Annotated in this window: 22 protein-coding genes and 1 tRNA gene; 9 read left to right on the top strand and 14 right to left on the bottom strand. The window is 49.4% G+C overall.

Going from position 1 to position 23630, the window contains the following annotated elements; genetic code table 11:
• Positions 1 to 11 precede the first annotated feature (11 nt).
• Positions 12 to 1448 (top strand): hybrid sensor histidine kinase/response regulator, encoded by a 1437-nt coding sequence (locus EPD17_RS18390; RefSeq protein ID WP_132055956.1) that lies wholly within the window; start codon positions 12 to 14, stop codon positions 1446 to 1448.
• A 181-nt stretch (positions 1449 to 1629) separates the two neighbouring features.
• Here the strand turns inward: EPD17_RS18390 and EPD17_RS18385 are convergent, their stop codons facing one another.
• Both EPD17_RS18385 and EPD17_RS18380 read right to left on the bottom strand, forming a co-directional pair.
• Positions 1630 to 1920, bottom strand: a complete 291-nt coding sequence (locus EPD17_RS18385) for a PLDc N-terminal domain-containing protein (protein WP_114235433.1) — start codon at positions 1918 to 1920, stop codon at positions 1630 to 1632.
• Between the two features lie 124 nt (positions 1921 to 2044).
• The gene (locus EPD17_RS18380; RefSeq protein ID WP_114235434.1) at positions 2045 to 2992 is read right to left on the bottom strand and encodes a YihY/virulence factor BrkB family protein; all 948 of its coding nucleotides are present in this window, start codon (positions 2990 to 2992) and stop codon (positions 2045 to 2047) included.
• 196 nt (positions 2993 to 3188) lie between these two features.
• Between EPD17_RS18380 and EPD17_RS18375 the strand changes: the two genes are divergently transcribed.
• Positions 3189 to 3341, top strand: a complete 153-nt coding sequence (locus EPD17_RS18375; RefSeq protein ID WP_240040669.1) for a lmo0937 family membrane protein — start codon at positions 3189 to 3191, stop codon at positions 3339 to 3341.
• 58 nt (positions 3342 to 3399) lie between these two features.
• Here the strand turns inward: EPD17_RS18375 and EPD17_RS18370 are convergent, their stop codons facing one another.
• Together EPD17_RS18370 and EPD17_RS18365 are read right to left on the bottom strand one after the other, a co-directional pair.
• Positions 3400 to 3738 carry a four-helix bundle copper-binding protein gene (locus EPD17_RS18370; RefSeq protein WP_132055955.1) on the bottom strand — a complete coding sequence of 113 codons (339 nt, stop codon included), beginning with the start codon at positions 3736 to 3738 and terminating at the stop codon, positions 3400 to 3402.
• 252 nt (positions 3739 to 3990) lie between these two features.
• Positions 3991 to 4458, bottom strand: coding sequence for a ferritin-like domain-containing protein (locus tag EPD17_RS18365; RefSeq protein WP_114235437.1), 468 nt, complete (start codon positions 4456 to 4458; stop codon positions 3991 to 3993).
• Positions 4459 to 4548: 90 nt separating this feature from the next.
• Here EPD17_RS18365 and EPD17_RS18360 point away from each other — a divergent pair, with 90 nt between their 5' ends.
• A complete protein-coding gene (locus EPD17_RS18360) occupies positions 4549 to 4935 on the top strand; it encodes a DUF6496 domain-containing protein (RefSeq protein WP_132055954.1) in 387 nt (128 codons plus the stop codon).
• Positions 4936 to 5019: 84 nt separating this feature from the next.
• Here EPD17_RS18360 and EPD17_RS18355 read toward each other — a convergent pair whose 3' ends face one another.
• Both EPD17_RS18355 and EPD17_RS18350 read right to left on the bottom strand, forming a co-directional pair.
• Positions 5020 to 6096 carry a DNA topoisomerase IB gene (locus tag EPD17_RS18355; protein ID WP_132055953.1) on the bottom strand — a complete coding sequence of 359 codons (1077 nt, stop codon included), beginning with the start codon at positions 6094 to 6096 and terminating at the stop codon, positions 5020 to 5022.
• Positions 6097 to 6279: 183 nt separating this feature from the next.
• Entirely contained in the window at positions 6280 to 6912 is a 633-nt protein-coding gene (locus tag EPD17_RS18350) for a YciE/YciF ferroxidase family protein (RefSeq protein WP_240040668.1), read from the bottom strand.
• 197 nt (positions 6913 to 7109) lie between these two features.
• On the opposite strand from EPD17_RS18350, the gene EPD17_RS18345 reads away from it, so the two are divergent.
• Entirely contained in the window at positions 7110 to 7607 is a 498-nt protein-coding gene (locus EPD17_RS18345; RefSeq protein ID WP_165929662.1) for a pyridoxamine 5'-phosphate oxidase family protein, read from the top strand.
• 298 nt (positions 7608 to 7905) lie between these two features.
• On the opposite strand, the gene EPD17_RS18340 is transcribed toward EPD17_RS18345, so the two are convergent.
• Together EPD17_RS18340 and EPD17_RS18335 are read right to left on the bottom strand one after the other, a co-directional pair.
• Positions 7906 to 8139, bottom strand: a complete 234-nt coding sequence (locus EPD17_RS18340; protein WP_132055951.1) for a hypothetical protein — start codon at positions 8137 to 8139, stop codon at positions 7906 to 7908.
• A 93-nt stretch (positions 8140 to 8232) separates the two neighbouring features.
• A complete protein-coding gene (locus tag EPD17_RS18335; protein WP_132055950.1) occupies positions 8233 to 9093 on the bottom strand; it encodes an SDR family oxidoreductase in 861 nt (286 codons plus the stop codon).
• A 107-nt stretch (positions 9094 to 9200) separates the two neighbouring features.
• Between EPD17_RS18335 and EPD17_RS18330 the strand changes: the two genes are divergently transcribed.
• The 3 genes from EPD17_RS18330 (at position 9201) to EPD17_RS18320 (ending at position 11913) form a co-directional block, all read left to right on the top strand.
• Positions 9201 to 9274, top strand: a tRNA-Ala gene (locus EPD17_RS18330).
• Between the two features lie 413 nt (positions 9275 to 9687).
• Positions 9688 to 10422, top strand: a complete 735-nt coding sequence (locus tag EPD17_RS18325; protein ID WP_132055949.1) for an acetylxylan esterase — start codon at positions 9688 to 9690, stop codon at positions 10420 to 10422.
• Positions 10423 to 10473: 51 nt separating this feature from the next.
• Positions 10474 to 11913: a family 43 glycosylhydrolase gene (locus tag EPD17_RS18320; RefSeq protein WP_132055948.1), complete on the top strand. Its 1440-nt coding sequence runs from the start codon at positions 10474 to 10476 to the stop codon at positions 11911 to 11913.
• Between the two features lie 482 nt (positions 11914 to 12395).
• Here EPD17_RS18320 and EPD17_RS18315 read toward each other — a convergent pair whose 3' ends face one another.
• From EPD17_RS18315 to EPD17_RS18290, 6 genes are all read right to left on the bottom strand, one after another.
• Entirely contained in the window at positions 12396 to 13331 is a 936-nt protein-coding gene (locus EPD17_RS18315) for a DUF808 domain-containing protein (protein WP_132055947.1), read from the bottom strand.
• A gap of 329 nt (positions 13332 to 13660) precedes the next feature.
• Positions 13661 to 14320: an NADPH-dependent F420 reductase gene (locus EPD17_RS18310; protein WP_132055946.1), complete on the bottom strand. Its 660-nt coding sequence runs from the start codon at positions 14318 to 14320 to the stop codon at positions 13661 to 13663.
• 428 nt (positions 14321 to 14748) lie between these two features.
• Positions 14749 to 14934, bottom strand: coding sequence for a hypothetical protein (locus EPD17_RS18305; protein ID WP_132055945.1), 186 nt, complete (start codon positions 14932 to 14934; stop codon positions 14749 to 14751).
• A gap of 252 nt (positions 14935 to 15186) precedes the next feature.
• Positions 15187 to 15819 carry a response regulator gene (locus EPD17_RS18300; protein ID WP_114235532.1) on the bottom strand — a complete coding sequence of 211 codons (633 nt, stop codon included), beginning with the start codon at positions 15817 to 15819 and terminating at the stop codon, positions 15187 to 15189.
• Positions 15820 to 16201: 382 nt separating this feature from the next.
• The gene (locus tag EPD17_RS18295; RefSeq protein WP_132055944.1) at positions 16202 to 17308 is read right to left on the bottom strand and encodes an acyltransferase family protein; all 1107 of its coding nucleotides are present in this window, start codon (positions 17306 to 17308) and stop codon (positions 16202 to 16204) included.
• Positions 17309 to 17430: 122 nt separating this feature from the next.
• A complete protein-coding gene (locus tag EPD17_RS18290; protein WP_165929661.1) occupies positions 17431 to 20496 on the bottom strand; it encodes a sensor histidine kinase in 3066 nt (1021 codons plus the stop codon).
• 281 nt (positions 20497 to 20777) lie between these two features.
• Here EPD17_RS18290 and EPD17_RS18285 point away from each other — a divergent pair, with 281 nt between their 5' ends.
• Together EPD17_RS18285 and EPD17_RS18280 are read left to right on the top strand one after the other, a co-directional pair.
• A complete protein-coding gene (locus EPD17_RS18285) occupies positions 20778 to 22097 on the top strand; it encodes an OmpA family protein (protein ID WP_132055942.1) in 1320 nt (439 codons plus the stop codon).
• A gap of 133 nt (positions 22098 to 22230) precedes the next feature.
• Positions 22231 to 23328 (top strand): M14 family metallopeptidase, encoded by a 1098-nt coding sequence (locus EPD17_RS18280; protein WP_132055941.1) that lies wholly within the window; start codon positions 22231 to 22233, stop codon positions 23326 to 23328.
• The last annotated feature ends 302 nt before the right edge of the window (positions 23329 to 23630 follow it).

Below are 23630 nucleotides of genomic sequence, written 5' to 3'. Positions count from 1 at the left end.
GAAAACCTTTTATGGCTGAACAACCTATACGCATCCTGATCATTGATGACGATGAGGATGACTTTTACATTACCTCCGAATACCTCAAGCAGATACAGGAATACAAACTGCAGGTTGACTGGTGCTTTCGCTTCAATGATGCCATCCAGTTTTTGCAAAGCCGTGCATACGACATGTATTTTGTGGACTATCGCCTAGGTGCTAAAACCGGTCTTGACTTTTTGAAAGAAGCCGTGGCGCTGGGTGTGGAAGAGCCTATTGTACTGCTCACCGGTAAAGGCAACAAAGCGGTAGATATTGAAGCCATGCAAATGGGCGCCACCGATTACCTCATTAAAACAGAGCTGAACGTAGATAAACTGGAGCGCTGCATTCGCTATGCGATGGAGCGCACTTCGTATTTAAAAGCGCTGCGGGCAAACGAACGCAAGTACCGCAACATTTTTGAGCTGTCGAAAGACGCGGTGTTCATTGCCGACCGCGACCTGCGATTCCGCGATATGAACCAGGCCACCTCCGACCTGCTGGGTTTTTCGAAAGAAGAATTACAGGAGCGCAGCGTGTACGACCTGATCCCGGAGGAAATGCCTAAAGCTGTGCTGCGCAATATGCTCAATAGCAGCGGCGAGGTAAACGACTTGGAACTTGAATTTCAAACCAACGGCGGTGAACGCAAGAGCTGCGTATTTTCGGTGATTACGCAAATGGGCGGTTTGCCCACGGCACATTACCAGGGCCTGATCCACGACATTACCAACCTGAAGCGGGCGGCGCAAGCCAATTTGCTGGTGGAGAAACTGGCCGCAACGGGCCGCCTGGTGCGAACCCTGGCGCATGAAGTACGCAACCCGCTAAACAACATCAACATGTCGGTGGAGCAGTTGGCCCATGCCCCCGAGGTGGAGGAAGGACCGTTGTACCTCGACATCATCCAACGCAACAGCAAACGCATTGGCGACCTCATTACCGAACTGCTCGATTCGTCGCGGCCTTCGGAACTGAACTTTGAGCGGTGCACGCTGCAATCAGTAATGGATGCAACCATTGCCGAAGCGCTGGACCGCATTACGCTGCAGCGCATCAACATGGCCATCAGTTATTGCGAAGAGCCATGTTGGATCATGGCCAGCCCCGAAAAGCTGAAGATCGCGTTCCTCAACATCATTATCAACGCGGTGGAAGCCATGAAGGCAGGCGAAGGCGAGCTGGAGATTGTGATGGAAAGCGCCAACTTTATTCATAAGATCAGCATCCGCGACAATGGCTGCGGCATTCCTGAAGAAAACCTGTCCCGCCTGTTCGAGCCTTATTTTACTTCGAAACGAAATGGTATGGGACTTGGCCTTGCATCCACGCTCAATATCTTACAGGCCCACAAAGCGCACATTGATGTCTCGTCCATCATTGGCACGGGAACTACGTTTGTGATTACGTTCCCGTCGGCGTAGGGAAGTCGGAAGACCGATGTCCGAAGACGGAAGACTAATGTCGGACGACGTTTCGCTAAAACAAAATGTCCTGCAAGTATGAATCATGTTCATTTCTTGCAGGACATTTTGCTTATACAATAAATTGTTCTTCGGACCTCCGACTTCCGTCTTCGGACATCGGTCTTCCCACTTTTCCGACTTACGTCGTCAACCTATTTGCCTTTTGGTGCAAAATGAAAAACAGCATGCCGCCAATGAGCGGTGCGGCCACTACGGCAATCAGCCAAAAGCGTTTTTGGAATGGCTTCATATCGCTGCGGGTACTGACGTTGATGATGCTCATGATCCAGGTGATGCCGGCCAGCGCCGTAGCGGTAATAATGATATAATCACTGCCGCGGTAGCCATATGATTTTACAGCCACGCTGACGATAAAAAGTAAGATGCTGAGAAGGCCAACAATAAATGCTGGTTGCTTTAAATTTTTCATACCCGTCTGTTTAGAAATACATGCTGGTGGCGCAATAATGATTAGGGTACTCAAAAATTTATGCCATTTGTCCTGTGTTGAACGCCATATTTTACTTGTTTAGCGTTGGCCCCAAGCAGCGTCTTTATTTCTTTACAGGCGCTGCCTTTTCTTTCACCTGTAGTGTTGGCACTTCTTTCGATTCGCTTTTAATGATAAAAACGGCGGTGTCTTTTGGCCGGATACCGCCGCCGGCATACAGCGCAAACATTTTGGTAAACTCCGCACCGAAATACAGAATGATGGCGGTGTAGTAAATCCACGAAAGAATAATAATGACCGATGCCGCTGCCCCATAGGTAATACCGAGGCGTGTATTGCCGATGTAGTAACCGATCAGAAATTTGCCCAACAGAAACAGCAGTGCGGTAAATACCGCCCCAACAATTGCATCTTTCAGGGCAATCACTGCATCGGGCAGCACTTTAAAAATTACGGTAAATAAGAGGCTAATCACCACCAGCATCACCAACGTGTTCAGCGTGTACAATACCTGCACCGAATAGTTGGGAATCAGCTCGTCGATAATGCGGTCGCTGAGTAAAGTAATCAATGCATTTACCAACAGGGAGGCCAGCAGTATAAATGACATCACCACTATGAGCGAAAAAGAAAGCAGCCGGTTGATGATGAGTTTGAGCCACCCTTTTTTGGGCTTTGCTTTTACCGAAAGAATATAGTTGATGGAGTCCTGCATTTCGGTAAACACGCCTGTGGCACCAATGACCAGGAAAACACCACCCAGCACGGCACCCGTGCTGCTGGCCTGTGCCTGTTGTATGTTGGCAATGATCTGTTGAATTTGCATGGCCACATCGGAACCCACCAGCCCGCTTATTTGTGAATACAGCGTTCCCTGCACCGCATCGCGGCCAAAAAATACACCGGCCAATGAAATAATAATGATGAGCAGCGGGCCCATGGCAAAAATGGTGTAATAGCTCAGCGATGCGCTGAACTTAAGTGCATGATCGTTCATAAAGCCCTTGGCTGCACCGCTCAATATTCTACCGTATAGCTTTAGTTTAGTCATATTCCGTATTGGCAACAATTATGTTTTACAAATAACAATGCACCGCTATGCCTGCAACCACGTACTGATCAATGAAAAGGTTGCGCCAACTAATTAGAACGCATGGCAGGGCAGATGGTTGTATGGGCGATTGTTACAAAAGGGTTATTGATGGCAGCATTTTTTCTGTATGGTTTGTGTAATAAAACTACACCCTGTGTACAAACGTACCATACTTTATGGATTGGCCGTGTTGTTGGCCGTTGGCTGGGCTTTAGGCACTTTTTACTGGAGCGCCGGCACCTGGGTGCACGTAGTACTACTGCTAGCCATTATTGCGCTCCTGTTTGGCGTGATACAAAAGGCATAACGCTGCAAGCATCACCTGTCGGTGTTGCAAATCAACGCTGCAATATTTACCAAATAAATTACTGGAGTAAAACAGACTGGAGCGAGACATCGGCCATGCGATTGGCGCATTTGCGGCAGGCACGGGCACACTGGCTAAAGAAAGGATCATTGTAGCGGTTGCAGGCATCGGCGCACTCTTCGCACAGGCCAATGCACAGAAGCATCATGTTGCGGGTATTGGGATCGTTGCTTTTAATTGCCTGCCATGTTTCCATGCACATCAGTGCACAGTCATCCAGGGTTTTTTCAAGGCTGTGTGCATAGCCCGGCTGGCGCAACGAAATTTCTGCCAACAGGTTTTCGCAGTTGATCCACGCTTCGAGGCAAGCTTGTGCTGAAGGAGCAAGAGCCGTCATTATGTTCCGATTTGTTTCAATGGCCGGGCAATCCGGTACACACTACAGTAACGCTTAAGCGCTATTTTCATTCAACCCGTACCCAAATCTTCTACTAAATAACAGGCCAAAACGCAGCGGTGCAATGATCGCGTTTATTTTGAGTGCAAAAAACCGGTTACAGCGAGTCGTGTTACCAACTGTTGTACACCGGTTTTTTGACAATCTAAAGTTGAAATCGAAGCAAATTGCAGTGCTTCACTTGCACCTTGCTCAACTGCCCACCTGGTGCAGTTCGCGCAGTCTTTTCACTTCATCGTGGCCCATGCGCAGCCTAAGTTTTTGCTGCACAATCATTTCGCGTTGTTCGGGTTCCAGGTCAGCATCGCTGTTCAGCGCCAGGTCGTAAGCTTTTTGCGCAGCATCTTCACCAAATTCACAATTTTCCAAAACTGCTGTTCTTGTTTTTCCCGAAATGGCTGTTTTTAAATCCATCCAAACGCGGTAAATCTTACCCGAATGGGTAGTGCCTTCAACAGGTGTTGCACCCAACCGCGACAGTTCGGTGTTGAGTTCCGTCACCATTTGCCTGCTTTCCGTTGCATAACGCCTGAACAACATCTTCAGATCTTCATCCTCAGGTTTCAATTCATCTATTGCTTTTTCATAACCCACTATGCGGTCGTTATTGATGCGCACCAGGTCAGTAAGCACACTGGCGAGTTTATTGCTTTTTTCCATTGTCTGCGGTTTAGGAAATAGGGTTAAAAAATTGTACCTTTTTTACACGCAGGCAACACCTGTTATTTACTCACCCAAAATTTCAAACAAATGGCTAAGTATTCAAAAGGCGCCAGCTCGAAGGTGGGCGATGCGCTGCACGAAATGAAAACCGGTAAACTGAAGTCGGGGAGTGGCAAAAAAGTAACCTCCCGCAACCAGGCCATTGCCATTGGCTTATCGGAAGCCCGGGAAGCAGGCGAAAAAGTACCGCGGAAAAAAGCAGCAACAAAAAGCAGCAGTGCCACTACTAAAAGAGCGGCCACAAAAAAAACCGCAGGTAAAAAAGCCGCAGCGAAAAAAGCAACGGCTAAGAAAGCAACCGCTAAAAGAGCAACAACAAAAAGGGCTGCCCCAAAAAAAGCATCGGCTAAAAAAACGACCGCGAAAACGGCAAGAAAGACTACAGGTAAAACAGCCAGCAAAAAGACTAGCTAAAACCGGATGTAAACCACTGTATACAAACGTAAAAGATTGCCCGTGGGCAGTCTTTTTTTATGCAGGCAAATGGAAGGTTTGCATTTACACCAGCTCCTTCAAAATCTTCATCAACACCCGCTCTTCCGATGTAAGACCGGTCAGTTCATCGGGCTTTTCGATGGCGTCGAGTTCCTTTAAATATTTGTTCAGGCCTTGCTCTTCGTACAGCCTGATGATGCCGGGATGCACATAATATTTTTTGCATACCGTGCGGGTATTGCCCAGTGCTTTGCTTACTTCATCCAGCGCCTGCACTACGTTTTTTTTAATGTCGCTTTCGGTGGCAGCAGTGAGGCCTTTCAAGGCACGCAGTGCACTCAATGTTCCAGCCCAGGTCCTGAAATCTTTCGCCGAAAAATCGCCGCCCGTGGCGTCTTTAATGTATGCGTTTACTTTTCCCGAATCGATCGATTTGCGGTTGCCCTCATCATCAATGTATTGAAACAATTCTTTGCCCGGCACTTCGCGGCAGGCCTGCACGGCCCTGGCCAGCCGCCGATTTTTGAGGCTGATGTTGTGGTCCACGCCTTTTTTACCCCGGAACGAAAAATGAATTTTATCGCCTTCAATTTTTACATGCTTGTCTTTGAGTGTGGTGAGCCCATACGAGCCGTACAGCTTTTCGTAATCGTTGTTGCCGATGCGGATATAAGTGCGCTCCATCAGGCTGATGACGGTGGCAATTACTTTTGCTTCGCTCAGGCCTTTACCGGCCAGGTCTTCTTCCAGCTGCAGGCGAAGCGACGGCAGCAGTTTACCAAACTCGTACATGCGGTGAAACTTGGTTTCGTTGCGCAGCTCGTGCCATTGTGCATGATAGCGGTATTGCTTGCGGCCGCGGGCATCAACGCCGGTGGCCTGTATATGGCCGTTTTCGCGGGTGCAGATCCATACCTGCGTCCACGCTGGTGGTATGGCAAGTTTGCGAATGCGCTCCAACACTTCATTGTCTTTTACCGTTTTGCCATCCAGCAAAAAAGCAAAGCCCGAACCTTTTCGCTGTCGCGTAATGCCGCTGCTGGTGTCGCTCACATATTGCAGGTCGGCAGCAAGCGCCGCCTTGCTGTAGTCTTTATCCAGCTTCAAAAATTCGCGATGCGATAATTGCCCGGTTTCCATGTGTGGGGTTTATGTATTAGTTCAATATTGTAAAAACATACCAGAGTGGTGAAGGTTGAACGTTAAACGTCAAACGTCAAACGTGAAAGGTGAATCGTTAAGAGTGAATGGACTATAGCGGTTGTTTATTAAAAAAGCCGGGCACATTGCTGTGCCCGGCTGCTACTGTTCCTGTTGTTTTATTTATTGCGGTTCTGCTTCTGCACGAACGTTGATGCTGCTTTCTGCAAGGCGGCTCAATTTCTCATCGGTCGATTTTTCTTCGGCCAGTGTTTGTCCCAGCAGTTGGGCTACGTCATTGTGTCCCATTGTTTTTGCCAATTGTACCAGGCTGCCGTAAGATGCGATCTCGTAGTGCTCTGCTTTTTGCGAAGAGATGATGAGCGCTGCATCGCGGGTAGCGGTGCCTTTGTCGGTATCTTCAATAGCCTGTGTGCCTTCTTTGGTAAGGCCTTCCATGGCTTCGCACTTTTTCGAACGCACGGGCAGGCCCAGTATGCCAAACACCTGCTCCAGGCGGGCAATCTGTCCTTCGGTTTCGGTCATGTGCTGCTGGTAAGCGGCTTTCAGTTCTTGCGATGTAGCTGCTTTTGCCAGTTTCGGCATTGTTTTCAACAGCAGTTTTTCTGCGTAATAAATATCTTTTAATTCATCAACAAACAGCTCTTTCAGTTTGGTTTCTTCGCTGCCGGATGATTTGGATGCTGCTGATTTTTTTGCGGGTGCAGCTTTAGCGGTCATACCTTTTTGTGCAGGCATTTTTTTAGCAGCAGCGGTTTTTTTTGCAGGAGCTGCTGCTCTGGAAGCTTTTGCCATAAATAGATGATTTTTGTTTTTTTAATCTTCCTGTGTATTTATAAAAATAGTGCCAGCCAAAAGCCGTGGCTGCCAACTCATGTAGACAATTTTACCCACCGCTTTTTGCAAAAAGGATGAGTTATCAGCAGCAATAAATGTGGTATCTAATTTGGAGTTATTGCAGTGTTCCCACATCTAAAATAAACGCTGTACTTATGGCTACTAATCAACATTTGCATTTCCTGAAGGAAAAGGTTGAAGACCTTGGGAGTGCCATTTTATTTAACCTCAGTGATTCGGTACTGAAATTTCCAACGGCGCTAGTAAGTTGCCAGGAAGTGGACGACTATGGTTATGTATGGTTTTGGGTGCCCAAGCCGCGCCAAAGCGTTCGCGAATTTGACAATGGCTTTCCTGTGCGCCTTGATTTTTACCGCAAGGGCAAAAGCTTTTTCCTGCAGGTAAGCGGCACCGCATGGGTTGTAACCGACCCCGAAGAAGTAAGCAATGTAGCGCCTGTGGAAGGAGCCAAAGAAAAGGCGCCGGAAATGGTGTTGGTAAAAGTAAAAATGCAACGCGCCGATTACCACGAAACGCAAACCTGCCACACCAACTCGTGGTGGCAAAATGTAGTGCACAATTTCTTTGCGTGGTTTCGCAGTTCCAACGGCTATAGAGCGGCTTCAGGCAATACATTTTTCCCCGCATCGTAAGCAGTTAACCCACTAGTAATACCCTACACCTTTTTAATCCATCACCCGTGAAGCAGCAGGGTACGCTTTCCCTTTTCAACCCTGCTGCAACATAGGCCTGTACTCGTTTTCCCGCTTTAGGTCTTTCATCATCTTCTTTTTGCTGCATGTTGTTGCTTTCGCATAATGTATTGCGCCTGTTCAATTCTTTTTCCTTTCTGTGCACGTTTCGTTTGTTTGCAACAGGAGCATAAAAAAAGCCGCAGTGTATGCGGCTTATAATCAAGTTGTGTAAACGTTGAAGCGATAATGCTTACGCTTATTTGCGTACATCCTTACCTGCTCTTTTTTCAAAATAATTCGGATCGTTCAACTCTTCATCGGCGTAGTTTTCATCCGATGCATCTGAAGCTACATCTTCCCGCACCGACCGGTCTTGGTCGATGGGTGCCTCGCTGCGGCTTTCCGATAGCAGGTTGCGGTCGGTACGTCCCGGGGTAAGGTCATTTTTCAATCCTTTCAAACGGTTTTCGTGTTCGTGGTTCTGTTCCATAAGAAATGTTTTTATTGTTGCGCAATTGAATAGTTCATCTTAGTACCTGCAATAAATGTGGTAACTATTGTGCCAGTTGTTGCGGCGCTATGTTTAGCCATTCACAATCTCGCCACCGTTGGGGTGCAGCACCTGGCCGGTCATATACGATGCATCCTCGCTGGCCAGGAACAGGTAACTGGTGGCCACTTCGGCCGGTTCGCCGGCGCGGGCCATCGGTACATCCGATCCAAACGAAGCCACTTTTTCCGCGTCAAAGCTGCCCGGAATGAGCGGCGTCCAGATGGGGCCGGGGGCCACTGCGTTTACCCTTATTTTTTTATCGGCCAGCGATTGCGCCAGGCTGCGGGTAAAGGCCACGATAGCGCCTTTGGTGCTGGCATAATCGAGCAGTTCTTTGCTGCCACGGTATGCCGTAACCGAAGTGGTATTGATGATGGCTGCGCCTTCTTTCAAATGCGGCAGGGCAGCCTTGGTGAGGTAAAACATCGAAAAGATGTTGGTTTCAAATGTTTCCTTTAATTGCTCGGCCGAAATATCGAGCAATGATTTTTGCGGGAACTGCGTAGCTGCATTGTTCACCAGTATATCGAGGCGGCCCAATGTGTCGATTGTTTCCTGCACCAGCATGCGGCAAAAACCTTCTTCGCGGATGTTGCCGGGAAGCAACAGGCATTTCTGTCCTTCCGATTCCACCTTGCTGCGGGTGTCTTCGGCGTCTTCATCCTCGTTGAGGTAAGAAATAGCCACATCGGCGCCTTCCTGTGCAAACAAAATGGCAACCGCTTTACCAATGCCGCTGTCGCCACCGGTAATAAGTGCCACTTTTCCTTCCAGTTTTTTAGCCAGCTTGGGCCGCTCCGACACGGGCTGGGGCGTCATTTCCTGCTCGCTTCCCGGAAGTTCCTGTTCCTGTGGTGGGCGTACTTCTTTCGGATCCTTTCCTTTTTGCATGTCTAAAATTTTTTGTTGTTGCCAAAAAATTTGTACCAATAATTTTATCTATTCCCTTATTTTTGCCACCCGCTACGGAAACGGTGCGGAAAGATCTTACAAAAAATGGGGGACTAGCTCAGCTGGCTAGAGCGCTTGCATGGCATGCAAGAGGTCATCGGTTCGACTCCGTTGTCCTCCACATTGAACCGGACAACTCGAGATTTTTCGAAGGGTTGCCCGGTTTTCTTTTTTAGCGCCTGTCCCAATTTTTTCTCCGCATTTGTTCAAGCGTTTTTGCAAATAATTTATCCACAACATTCGTCGTAAACAACTGTGTCAATTTTTTTTGAAAAGAACTAAAACTGTTGCTGAAAGGCAAGCGCAATGCAGGCTGGTAAAGCTTTTGGTATAGCAGTGTAATGCTTGCCTAAACTTGTTGGTGGCACATCGTTATATTCTTTTTACACCAAACTTGTATGCGCTCCAGCGATTTTGCAACGTTAATTAACGATGGGGCCGGGCAAGCTGTACGTTCGTGCAGTAGCTTTAGGCCGCGTTGAATATGCTCCACTTGCGCTGAACAATTTTCTCAAACATTTTTAAGGACCCACAATGATTCAAACAAGTAAGACACTGCTGTGTGCAGTGGGCTTTGCCGTGCTGGCCGCATCAGCATTGCAGGGCTGTTCCGCAGCATCAAAGGGTAGCACCGGCGTCACTGCCAAAACTGACACTACGCGGAGCATTGCCCCGTATTTTTCGGCAGCCACTACCAAAACAAAAACCCCTGATGCCGACGGATTTATTCAACGCTGGCTGCTGCTGGAACCCATCAGCAAACCCAACCGCACCAACACCGTTTTTACCGACAGCTACCTGCGCCACGCATTCGACACGCTGTATTTTCCCGAGCAAAAAACTGTTGTTCCCAAACACGGCGACAAAGTAAAAGTGGGCACGCAGGAACTGGCCTGGCATGCACTGGAAAGCAACCTGTTTAATGTAAAACTGTTTCGTTTTGCTTATGGCTTGTACAAGCCTTATTACGGTGTGGTGTTCTGGGCCGTAACCGTGGTAAACAGTCCCGAAGAAAAGCAAAATGTGCGCATGGCCATTGGTTCCAACTCTGCTTCGATGTGGTGGGTAAACGGCAAAGAGGCCGCACTGCTTTCGGGCGACCGCCGCATGGTGATGGACGACGTAGTATCGAACCGGCTTACGCTGAACAAGGGAAAGAATATCATTCGCGGTGCAGTGATCAACGGCCCCGGCATGAGTGATTTCTGTGTGCGTTTCCTGGATGAAAAAGGACAACCCATCAAAGGCCTCACCATCACTTACGAGTAAGGCGTACTCCTCACTCCAGTTTAATTTCTTAAACGAACAATGAACATTAGCATGAACATAAAAATATTGGGTGCAATAGCACTTATGGCCTCTTGTTTTGCCGGTACGGCAACGGCGCAAATTGGCAAACCGTTTATTCACGATCCGTCTACCATCATGATGAGTGATGGCAAGTATTATACGTTTGGCACCGGCAGCGGTGGACTGATTTCTGAAGACGGCTGGACCTGGAATGGCGGTGGTGTACGGCCAGGTGGCGGCGCTGCGCCGGATGTAATTAAAATTGGCGACCGTTACCTGATTGCTTACGGCTCAACCGGTGGCGGACTGGGCGGCGGCCATGATGGAAAGATCAACACCATGTGGAACAAAACGCTGGATCCAAAATCGCCCGATTTTAAATATTCCGATCCCATCGTGGTGGCGCAGTCTGCCAATATGGAAGACAACGACGCCATTGACCCGGGCTTGCTGCTCGACCCCACGGATGGCCGCTTGTGGCTTTCGTACGGCACTTATTTTGGCTTTATCCGCCTTATAGAACTGGACCCTAAAACCGGTGCCCGTAAAGAAGGCAACAAAGCCATTGATATTGCCATCGACTGCGAAGCCACCGACCTGGAATACCGCGACGGTTGGTATTATCTGCTGGGTACACATGGCACCTGCTGCGATGGCGCCAACTCAACCTACAACATTGTTGTGGGCCGTTCTAAAAAAATAACCGGTCCTTACCTCGATAATATGGGCCGGGATATGCTGCGTGGTGGTGGTAAAATGGTGGTGGCCGCCAGCAACCGCGTGATGGGCCCCGGTCACTTTGGCCGCGTGGTGCTGGAAGAAGGCGTTGAAAAAATGTCGCTGCACTACGAGGCCGACCTGGACCAAAGCGGCCGCAGCGTGTTGGGCATCCGGCCCCTGTTGTGGAAAAACGGCTGGCCCGTTGCCGGCGATGTGTTCAAAGAAGGCACTTATGAAATTGAATCGGAGCGCAGGGGTTATGCGCTGGAACTGATTGTTGATTTTGTACGCATGCCTGGTGGTATGCGCTTTAACCGCAACAACGACGAGCCGGTAAAACCGGTGCCCTCGCAGGAGTTGGCCGATGTGATCAAAACCTGGCCCTCGGGCAACATAGGGGTGCGCACTGGCGATTATATGACCCGTCCGCACCAGAGATGGACCATTACTGCGGTGCCCGGCGAAGGCTACCTGGGTGGGCCGTATTACAAGATCGTAATTGCCGGAACCCAGCGTGCACTGGCCGCAACGGCTGATGCCGAACTGACCACCGTTCCCGAATTTACCGGTGCGCCGGAGCAATTGTGGCGCATCGACCAGTTAACCGATGGTACATTCCGGATCATGCCGAAAGTGGTGCCGGGGTCCAATAAGAAGCTGGCGCTAGTTTCCATCGGCGACAGTTCGCCTACACTTGCGGAATTTGATTTCAACAGCGATAATTCGAAGTGGAATTTCAGGGCGCATTAAAGCGGATGCACTGTTGAATGTGTTCTTTTGAAACATGTTTTTAGAACAGCATTACAGACCATTTATTTATAAAAAGATAGAATGCTAACCGGGCAACACGCATCAGGTGTTGCCCGGTTTTTTTTGAAAAAAAGTATTTGCTGGAAGGGGTATTGTGCATAAAACAGCAGCCCGCTTTGCAATGATGTAAAATCATTGCAAATGCAGGCTGCTGTTTATTTGGGCTATTTTCTTTTTAAAGGAAGTTCTTGCTTTTATGCTTCATCGGTGACTTGCCCTTTGTCATGCTGAGCGCAGCGAAGCATCTGAGTTATGCAAAGCATGAATGATCGAATAAATTTTAGACTACGTGGCTGTTCGAATTTTGTATAAGCGCGGGCTCAGATCCTTCGCTGCGCTCAGGATGACAAAGAGGCCGCTAAACATTAAAGGGCTAAAAAGACAACAGACATCTGCGCCGACTACTTTTTAGCTGAGGAAATTTAAGCCACTTCCGGTTTGCCTTTAGGCCAAACAGCTTTTACTGCTTTCACAATTTTATCAATGATAAAGCCAAGGATCAAACCGCCAATAGCGCAAATCAAGGCTTTGGCCAGCCAAGCCACTGCAGGTATGTGCGCCAGCGCATGCTCCAGGTCGTGCAGTAAATGCGCAGTAAACGGAATGCCGTGGGCAATAATCTCGGCGCCTACCCACAGCATGGCAGCGGTGCCCACATAACCCAATATGTTTAAAAAATGCGGCATGGCTTTTACAATGCCACGACCGAATTTTTGCGTGGCGGGATGAAACTTTTTTTGCGCCAGGTGCACACCAATATCATCGGCTTTTACAATAAGCCCAACAAAGCCATACACGGCAACTGTAATAAAAATGGCAACCGCAAGCATCACCACAATCTGGTTTACCAGCGGCGCATCAACCACCTGGCTGTAGGCAATGGCCATGATCTCTGCCGACAAAATAATGTCGGTACGCACAGCGCTGTTGATGCGTTCTTTTTCCAGTTCCTCCGGCGTGATTACTTTTACATCCTCGGCTTCCGGTGTTTCCTCGTGGTGCTTGCTGAACATCGAATGCACTTTTTCATACCCCTCGTAGCAGAGGTATGCACCACCCAGCATCAGGATGGGCGTAATGGCCCAGGGCGCAAAATACCCCAGCAGCAAAGCCGCCGGGCTCAGGATCAGCAGCTTGTTGATCAGCGACTTTTTGGCAATATTGAAAATGATGGACAATTCGCGAGACGGATCGAGACCCACCACATATTTGGGTGTTACGGCCGTATCGTCGATCACGATGCCGGAAACCTTGCCGGTGGTTTTGGCCACCTGCGTGGGCACATCATCCAGGGTAGCGGCACTTGCTTTTACCAGCGCCGAAATATCATCTAAAAGGGCAAAAAGTCCTGAAGCCATAAATTTTTGAGTTAGCTATACCGGTTGTTGTTGATACCCGGCCACCAATTGGTGTTGGGTAAAAAATCGGGCACCAAGTTAGGGGCAGTTGGTTGATAAGCAAGTTTCCCCGGATAACGGCGCTAGTTGATGAAAATACTATACCAGCAGCAGGGCCCTTTTTTGCGCATAAAAAAACGCCGGGCGACAAGTTGTGCACTTGCTGCCCGGCGTTTTTATTACAACCAAACTGGATGATTTTTAAACGGCCGTTTTTTGAAACGGCAAGACCAACCGTCGTATCTGAAAACGCTTACAAGGCTCCATGGAACGCTGGTGGCCTGTTTGGCTTAGTGCAATACCTTCCAGCCTGCATGCCAGTTGTAGCCATTTTGCAGGCCCAGCCTGATGAGCAACAACTGCATGTGTTCCAATGTGCGGCTCGCTGAAAGATCTCCAGCCATAACCGGGTTGAAGCCTGCGGCTTGCACCATTTCAGAAACTGTTTCAAGTGCATCAGCATCGTTGCCTGCAATAAAGGCATCGGCACGCTGACCGTTGAAATCGGGCTGCGCAAAGTTGGCGGCAAAGCTGGTGTTGAACGCCTTTACCACTTTGGAGTGGGGCAGTAGCTGTTGCAGTTCTTCGGCGGCGCTGGTGTCGGCAGGGGTCAGCAGCCCATCGAAGGTTTCATTGAGCGGGTTGGCTATTGAAATCACTATTTTTTGCGTAGCCACTTCCCTGATGCGTTCAGCCACTTCTTTTTCAGCGCTGTAGGGCACCGCGGCAATAATGATATCGGCTTCCCAACTGGCGTCGCGGGGGCAGGCAGCGCCTTCCACATCGGCTTGGGGATGGGTATTTTTAATATCGGCAACCAGGGCCTCCAGCTTTTCGCGGTTATTGGCTTTCAGCAACAACCGGTAGTTGCCGCCGGCCAGGCTTTTGGCAATGGCCGAGCCCATGCTGCCGGTTGCGCCTATGATGCTGATGGTTTGTTTTGTGACCATGTTGTTGTAATAAGTAGTACAAAGCTACCGATGGAACGGCACCTGCACCATTGCGTTTGGGCAAGAAATGGCATTGACTTTTATCAATATGAATGTGGCCGCAGGGCTCGTGAGTTCTGTGTAAGATTTTGTTGCAAAATGTGATTAAGCTGTCTTGGTTCAACTGTAGGGTTGTCATGCCGAACTCGTTTTGGCAGCTCCTTACATGCACCAAACTCCGGAGGCTGAAGGGGATGCCGAAACGAGTTCGGCATGACATGTTCTAGGTTCCCGACTTAGCCTTGGTGGCTATGTGGTTTAAACAAGTGATTATTTTGGTAAAAAAAACGGCCGCACCTTACGGGGTGCAGCCGCTTTCATAAGCATGTAGTTGGTACAATGGTCCAGATAAAAACGTAAGAGGCGGGACAACACCGTTTGGTGCGGTGTTATCCTTCCACCACCAGGAACTGGGTCAGCCAGAAGCCGTCCATTTCCTGTTTGGGTCCTGTTTCTTTTACTTCTTTTTTGGCTACGTTTAGCTCAAGTTTGATGCAGGGTTTGTAACAGTTAGTTTTGTTGGTCCAGGTGATGGACAAAAAAAGCAGGACCGAAAATTTAAGTATGGTTTCCATTGCAGTTGGTTGTAGAGCAAAAGTAGTATGCTGCATAGCCGAAACCAATCGCATAAAAGTGTGATTATTTACACCCATTTTTACCCGTTTATCACATAAACGGCCCACATCACCCGTGTAAATACCCAATGCCCTGGCGGAATGTACCCCACACAAAAAAGCCACGCGGCAGGCGTGGCTTGGGTTCGTATCTGTTGATCGTTGTAAGTGTTGCTGGTACGGGGTTGGGCTTAAACCTGGTGCAGTTCTATGCTACACGATCTTGTCTTTAAAAGCTTTGGCAACCGCTTCGCTTTTGCTGTTTACATGGAGCTTTTCGTAAATCTTTTTGATGTGGCTGCGCACCGTGTCGATGGCAATAAACATTTCGCTGGCGATCATCTTGTAGCTGTAGCCATCGACCAGGAACTGCAGCACCTGCTTTTCGCGGTCCGAGAGGTTGTAGTCGTCGCCGCGAGATGTATTCATGTTCGAAAACATCTTCAGCACCTGTGTGGCTACCGATGCAGTCATGGGGGCGCCGCCGGTTTGTGCTTCTGTAATGTACTCGAGCAGGCGGGCCGGCGGTGTTTTTTTCAAAATATAGCCGTTGGCGCCGCTTGAAATTGCCTGGAAAATGTTCTTGTTGTCGTCGAACACAGTCAGCATCAGGATCTTTACCTCATCGTTAACTTCCCTGATGTGCTTGAGTCCTTCGAGGCCGTTCACACCCGGCATATCGATGTCCATCAGCACCACATCAGGGTTAAAGGCCTGCACTTCGGCCACCACATTGCTGCAGTTTTTGAAAGCAGCCATCACCTCAAAACCCTCAGTACCGTTGATCAGCATGGCCAGGCCCTCTCTCAACTGCGGGTTATCTTCATACAGCACGACTTTAATCATATTTACGCTCATTTTTTACAAAAGTACAGGCTGAGCAAAAGGCGGCCAACCGCATATTCATGTGGAAAGCGAGGGGAGGAGTTGGTAGTTGACAGTTGATAGTTGATAGTTGATAGTTGATTGAAAATAGCGTTGGAGTTCATCTGTCATTGCGAGGCGCAGCATGAACCCGGAACACTCTTGTGTTTGCGGCGCCGAAGCAATCTCCTGTTTGCTTTATTATCCTATCAGCACATCTATTTTAAGAACTGAACATGGAGATTGCTTCGGCGCACACATTTACACACTAAAGAAACTACCGCTTCGCCTCGCAATGACCAGCAAGTGTATTAATCTACAAACCATTAACTCTACACTAGAAACTGTCAACTATCACTGCTCCTTAAAATCCTCTTCCACCCGTCGTCAATCCATACGCTTTTGGTGCTATTTTCCGGAACAGGGCGCCAACAGCAATGCAGGTAAAAAGGACCAGTGTAGGTGCAAGAAGGTATGTAATGAGCCGGTAATTAGGAACGCCGGTGCCATAACGGTAAAACAACTGCGTTACATAAGGCAGCAATGGAATATGCAGGGCATAAATAATAAAAGCAAAGGCCGCAGCCCAGGTAAACCATCGTTGGTTCATGGCCCATTTCACCACTTTGTCGCCACTAAACCAAATGGCTAAAATGCCGGCCGATACTGATATCACATGCAATACCGAAAACACGATGCGGGTGGCAGTAGTTTGTTCTTCCAACTCAAAAGCCATGAATGTTTTAATGACCACTAAGCCCACAAAAAACAACCACGCGAGGTAGTAGCTAAACCATTTCGGCACTTTGTCCAGCGGGTAATTTTGCCGGTAAATCCAAATGCCCAATGAAAAGAAAAACAACCCTTGTCCTTCAATAAGCGGAAAGCTGGTAAACGAAACCCACAATAAAAACAGCAAGCCAAACCAAAGTGGCGCCATGCGGCCAATGGCCCATTTAAAAACAGGATACAGCAGGTTGTAAATAAACAGGCTGCGCACAAACCACAATTGAAAAGACACCGGCGCAAACACCCAGCGATACAAGATGCCGCTCCAACCAATTTCACTGTAAGGCCGGTTGTCGCCCAGTTGGTCTATGCCCGCATCCTGCACTGCTTTTGCCGTTATTGGAAACTGTTGCCACAACCAGGTAATGCCTAGGCCAACAGCGCCCCAAACAAAGTAGGGAAGTATGAGTGTGTTGAACCTTCTGTGGATGCGTTCGCCAAAAGGTTTCCGATCCTGCATGGCAAAAATGTAACCCGAGAATATAAACAGCATGGGTAACCGAAATCGCAGCAGTCCGTTAGCCAAAAAATATTCGGTGAACGTGGTAATGGTCATGGGTTCCTTAACCAGGCTGAATGGTTCGAGGTAAGCTACCTGCAGGTTGTAGCCATGCACAAAAAGCAGCAGGGCAATGGCAATAAAAGAATAAAATCGAAACTTCTGGCTCAGGAAACGGTTCATGCAGTTGGTTGGTAAATAGGAGTTTTTTCAGGAAGGGTTTAAATAAGTCAAAAGTCGAAAGTCAAAACCTAAAAGTGTTATGGCTGTCAACTTTTTGCTTTTCAGTTTTGCCTTTTGACTTGTCAGTTTTTGACCGGCACCAGCACGGTTACTTTAGTGCCTTCGCCTGGCTGCGATACAATGCGTACCCTTCCGTTCATGGCGTCGGCACGTTTTTGCATGTTGCCCAGGCCGTTGCCACCATCGGCGCTGGCCACATCAAAGCCACGGCCATTGTCTTGCACGGTAAGCACCAATGCCCTTTTGTGCAGTTCCACGCAAACCGAAACTTGATCGGCCTTTGAATATTTTGCAGCATTATTTACGGCCTCTTTAAATACCAAAAAAAGATCGCGGCGGGCTTCCATGTTCAGCTTTACATCGTGCACTTCTTCCGACACGGAAAACTGCAGCTCAATGTCTTTTGCTTCCAGCACATTGGTGGCAAACTCCCGCATACGTGCCGTGATGCGCTGCATGCTGTCGTTGCTGGGTTTGATGCTCCATACAATATCATCCATGGCTTCCATCATGCGCTGGCTGTTGTCCGATATCTTGCTCAGGTACTCGGTTGTTTTTACCGCATCGGTGCTCATTTTTGTTTTGGCCATCGAGCTCAGGATGTTGATGGTGCTGAGTGTGCTGCCCATATCATCGTGCAGGTCGCGGGCCACACGGTTGCGCAGTTTTTCCACGGCCAGCAGCCGGTTTACCCGCATGTTATGAATGCCATAAATGGCCAACGCAATTAAAAACAGCATGCTGCTGATGAACCATTTGGTGCGCCAGAACGGAGGCAAAATGGTGAACTTTATTTGCGTTACACCCTTAGTGCGGATGCCTTCAATTGTTTCGCAATAAACTTTAAACGTATACCGGCCTGGCGGAAGAAGCGAATAGCTCACCAGCTTCGACACATCCGACTGGATCCACTCTTTATCGATGCCTTCCATTTTATAGTAGTAGGTCATCTTATCGCGCTGCACAAACGAAATGGAAGAAAAATAAATGGAAAATGAGTTTTGGTCCGATTGCAGTTTTACCTGCGGCAAATTGAGCAGCGAGTCGGCGGGCAGGTATTGGTTAAATAGTCTGAAGTCGGTGATGGAAACATCGGGCGGCGGCTGGAAATTGAGATAGGTGTTCGGGTCGAACATCACCAGCGAGTTTTCGCCGGCAAACAGCAGGCTGCCGTCTGCTGCGCGGTAGTCGGTGGCGTTGGTTTGTTCGGCCAGCACAATGCCGTCCCTGCGGCCATAAGGCGTAATGCGGTTGTTGATGGGGTTGTAGCGGCAAAGGCCATTGGCAGTCACCACCCACAGGTGGCCGTTGTTGTCCATGCGCAGTCGCATTACCGTGTTCGAAGGCAGACCTTCTTCTGTCGTTAACCGACGTACTGTTTTTCTTTTTTTGTTGATCAGGTTAATGCCACCTGCACCAAATACCATAGTGCTATCGTCCAACTGCTCAATGTCGGTGCCGGAGTTGAACATAAGGCTGTTTGCTTTTCCATTGGCGGTGTAGTGTTGCAAAATCCTGCCGGTTTCGCCGTCCAATGCATACAGGCCTTTTTCATGGGTGGCCACCCAAATCCAGCCGTCTTTGTCCGGGAAAATTTTATACACCACGGTGCCCAGGTCGTGCACCAGTGTAAAAGCGCCATTCTCCCATTTTACCACACGGCCGCCGTAGGTGCCCAGCCACATCCGGCCTTTGGCATCTTCACCAATAAAGCGGATGGTATGGTTATTCAAAATCGGTGGGCGGGTGTATTCGGTTTGTTTTGTGGCGGGGTCATAAATGGAAAGGTAGCCACCATTGCTGCCCATCCAAACTTTGCCGGTGCTGCTTTGGCGGCACAGCGTCCACAGGTGGCGTGCCACGTTCCATGCATCGGGCGGCAGCGCTGGTGGCGGCTTTTGGACAAACACTTCGCTTTTGGTTACCGAAAAATCCGGCCTGATAATTTTAACGCCGGCGCCCCAGCAGGCAAACCAGTAATCGCCGTTGGGCATTTGCAAAATATCGGTGATGGATACCTGCTCTTTGGAGGAACTAAAAATCAGGTTGTTGGTCGATTGTTCCGTGCTGCCATAAGCCGCAAAGTACAGGCCTTTGTCGGTGGCAATCCACAGGCTGCCGTCGCGGTCTTGGATGATCTGGTTGATCAATTTATAATCCACTGAAAGACTGGTAAAACCTTCTTCGGCTTTATTGTGGTAAAAGCTGCCGCTGGCATCGTCGTAACTGATAAAAGTATTAAGGCCGTATACCCAAAGGGTGCCGTCTTTTGTTTCGTAAAAATGGCGGTATTCCGAATAGCCCGGCCCGGGATAATTCAAGCCAACGGTATCGCGGTCCAGGAACCGGCCGGTGCTGTCGAGGCAAAACTTGTATTGCCCGCCCGTGCCCCACGATGGCCACGAAAAGATCCAAAGCCGTCGCTTGGCATCGATGTACAGCTCGGTAATATTGTTCTGGATTTTGGTGTTGGCAAAAATGGGCAGTTTGCGTGGGTTGTTGTGCTTGGTCCAGGTTTGCTTCGAGGCACGGTCGTAAACCACCAGGCCGCTGTCGCAACCGAGCCACAGTTGGTTCTTCAATTTGTCTTCAAACACGGCGCCCAGCCCAATGCGCCAGCCCGCGGGCACGGCCACCTCTGTATAAGGCATAAACGCGTTGGATGCGGAATCGTATTGCAGCAACTCGTGCCCCATGATGCTCAAGAGCACTTTTCCACCCGCAATGCGGTACAACCTGAACTCGTCCCGGGCACCGATGGGCCGCTTGTTTTTTAAAGGAATTCTTTTGTAGGTAAGCTGGCGTGTATGAAAAAGGCCAAACTCCCGGAGGTGTGGGGTAAACAAGATCAGCGAGGCCGGGCCCGCCGGCACAATCTGCTCGGTTGGGGCATCAGGCAGTGGGTCGCTGCCTTCTTTTGCGGTATTGAATTGAATGAATTTGCCGCCATCAAACCGCTGCAGCCCGTTGGCAGTGCCGGTCCAGATAAAACCTTTTTCATCCTGGTACAGGGCGGTTACTACGTTGCTGGCCAAACCAATTCGGTCGTCGGTAGAAAGTCGGATAAAAGCAAGCCCTCTCTGGCTTTGCGCAGTAGCAGCCAGCAACACGAGCAGCAGTAAGGTCAAACCTCTCATATATGCCAGCCAAAGCTAATCATTGCCCCGAACTTACGGGAGCTCAGCAGCAAAACCACACATTTATGTGGGAACGGTGCAAACGGCCTGCAGCGGCTTTGATAAAAAAGGAGCAGAAAACCGCAGGATTCTCCCCGGCTATCCGGCAGCCACACCTTTCCTATAATAACCCGCTTATGCTATTGCCATGCACCGCAAAGGCCTTTAGTTTTGCGCATATTATTTTTTGTATCCATACAAAAAACATTTAACCCACAACCAAACTAACCGGAATGAAACCAATGCTGCTGGCGCTAATGCTCGTTTTTTCCCTGAGCATGCAGGCGCAAATCAACAACCTGATGAACCGCGCCAAATCGAAGGTGCAAAACCGGGTAAACCAACGGGTGGACCAGGCCATGGATAAAGCCCTCGACGACCTCGAAAACCCGCAGGCTGCCAAACCCGCCAACAAGCCCACCCAAAAACCGGCAGCGCAACCAGCCGTTGCCAAAGCCGAAACAAAAGAGGCAACTGACGATGCCGCCAGTGCCGCTCCGGCCAAAGTGGTGGGCTATTCCAAGTTTGATTTTGTGCCCGGCGAACGGGTGATCTATGCCGAAGATTTTGCGCAGGACGCCATTGGCGAGCTGCCGCTTACCTGGAACAGCAGCGGCAAAGGCGAAGTGATGACACTGAACAGCCAGCAGGGCAAATGGCTGCGCATTTTTGAAAACAATACCTACCTCTCCGGCAACACCAAAAGCTTTGGCGACAATTACACCATCGAGTTTGACCTGATGTTTTACTTCGAGCCGAAAGTGAAAGGATATATCCTGCCCGGTTGGAGCTTTGGCCTGTTTAGCAGCGGTGGCACCGACCCGGCCGATAACGTTTTTCTGCGCGACCAGGCACAACACGCCAGCACCGAAGTGAAGTTTGGATTTGGCAGCTATGCACTGGCGCAGGTAGAAAGCCGGGTAAAACGCAACAGTGTTTTTTTAAGCAATAAAATGGACCTCGGCGAAACGCAGGCTGCGTTCAATAAGGTGGTGCACTACAGCATCCAGGTGCAAAAAACAAGGTTACGGTTATGGATAAACGAAAGCAAGGTGTTTGACATTCCCCGCGCCATGAGCACCGCCGATACCGTGAACCAGATCTATTTCCAACTCGAAGGATCGAACTACCAGGAAAGCGAAATCGGATTGTTTGTATCCAATATAAAAGTGGCCACGGGTCTGCCCGATACACGGCACAAACTGGTGGAGGAAGGCAAGTTCAGCACCACCGGTATCCTGTTCGATTTTCAAAGCGCCGTGATTAAACCGGAGTCCTTTGGCGTGATCCGCGAAGTAGCAACGGTGCTGAAGGAAAATCCAACGCTGAACATCAAAATCATTGGGCATACCAGCAACGACGGCGATGATGCGGCCAATATGGAATTGTCGAAACAGCGGGCTGCTGCTGTAAAGGAACTGATGATGAAAGAGTTTGGCATTGAGGCCAGCCGGCTTGCATCAGAAGGCAAAGGCGAAACAGCACCGGTAGCCGATAACAAAACCAAAGAAGGCAAAATGCAAAACCGGCGGGTAGAGTTTGTAAAAATGTAGCTGCTTGTCTTTTTCGGGTTTACCACTTGAAATTTTTTAATTATCTATACACAGTGCCGGCGCTGCTGCAGCAACCTTTATGGAGCTGCCGTTTGCCAGGCGGGCATTGTAACAATACCAAAACCAGCCACTTGTGAAACCATCCTTATATGCATTGGCCCTCCTGCTTTTTGGGTTGGGCAATGCAACTGCATCAAATAATTTGTACAACATCTGGAGCAGCCTCCCCAAGCCGGTGCTTTCGGTTGCCCATACCCGTGCCGATGTTTCGTTGGCAAACGAAACCTTACGCACCATCAGGACGAGCACCAAACCCACACGGACCCTGCTGGCTTACACGGCCCAGCGCCGCCCGGTGCATGCTTATTTTTTTCCGGGAAAAGTAAGTGAATACGCCTTTGTTATTGGCGGCATGCACGGCTCCGAACTGTCTTCCATTGAAGTAGCCAAAGCGGTCGTTGATTCACTGCAAAATGGTGCACAGCCTTATTACAGCGTGGTGGTTATTCCATCGCTTTTTCCCGACAATGCGGTGCTGGCGTCCAGCTATCCCGATGAAATTGGCAGCACCAAAAACATAGGTCGTTATTCATCCGGCACTGCGGCCGATCCCAACCGGCAGATGCCATCGTTGGGCAGCCCGTTTTTACCCGAAAAACCACTTGATTTTGCAGGACGCGTTATTGAGCGGGAAAACCAGGCCTTGCTGTACCTGATCGAAAACCTGCACCCGCGGCGTATCGCATCGCTGCATGCCATCCGCAATCCAAACCTGGCAGGTGTTTTTGCCGATCCGCGTACAGACGGATACGGATTTGCCGAAGGCTACGAAGCCGACAGCCTCGTGGCTGTGGAAATGGCCAAACAAATAGGCCTGTTGGGCGGAACCGCACCGGGCAATAAGCTGGAAGCAGCACCGACGGCATTATACCACTCTGACCCGGCGGTGGCGCCCAAAGGATGCCAGCAAAAAAGAACCGTGCAGGGCGGCAATTCGGGCCACCAACGTGGCTTCGGTGTTTCGTTGGGTAGTTGGGCCAGCACTTCGGAGCGGGCTTATGAAGAAAGCGCCATTCCGCGGTCGGCGGCTATGATGCTCACCGTGGAGTTTCCGGGCAGCCGACGTACCATCGATTATGAGCAGGACGCCGATAAACTGGCGTGCCGGAAAAATGTGCAGGCGTATGCATCGGCCATAGTTTCGGTGATGCTCCAGCAAGGTGTGATTTGAGGTGTGATGCAGCGTAACGTTAAGTAAAGTTAAAAGACTGTAGTCTGCATACGCAAACCCCAAACCAGTGCGTTAAAGCACCCTACAGCAATCAGCGCAGGGCCGACAAGGTTCCTGATTCAATACAAGTTTAGCGTGGACGGTTTAATAAAAAATGTGCAGCCTTCGGGCTGCATGTTTGTTTTAAAACATTTTTAAAGTTTTTGGCGGATTGGGCTTCGTTCATTTTACAGCAAATCATTCAACTGCCTTCAAGTCACATTTAAAAATGCACCATCACATACTTATGTGATACCTTTTGG

The sequence above is a fragment of the Pseudocnuella soli genome (assembly GCF_004347775.1).
GTDB classification, from domain to species: Bacteria; Bacteroidota; Bacteroidia; order Chitinophagales; family Chitinophagaceae; genus Flavisolibacter; species Flavisolibacter aquaticus.
The sequence above is the reverse complement of the archived record's forward strand: the minus strand, read 5'-3'. Positions and strand labels throughout refer to the sequence as shown.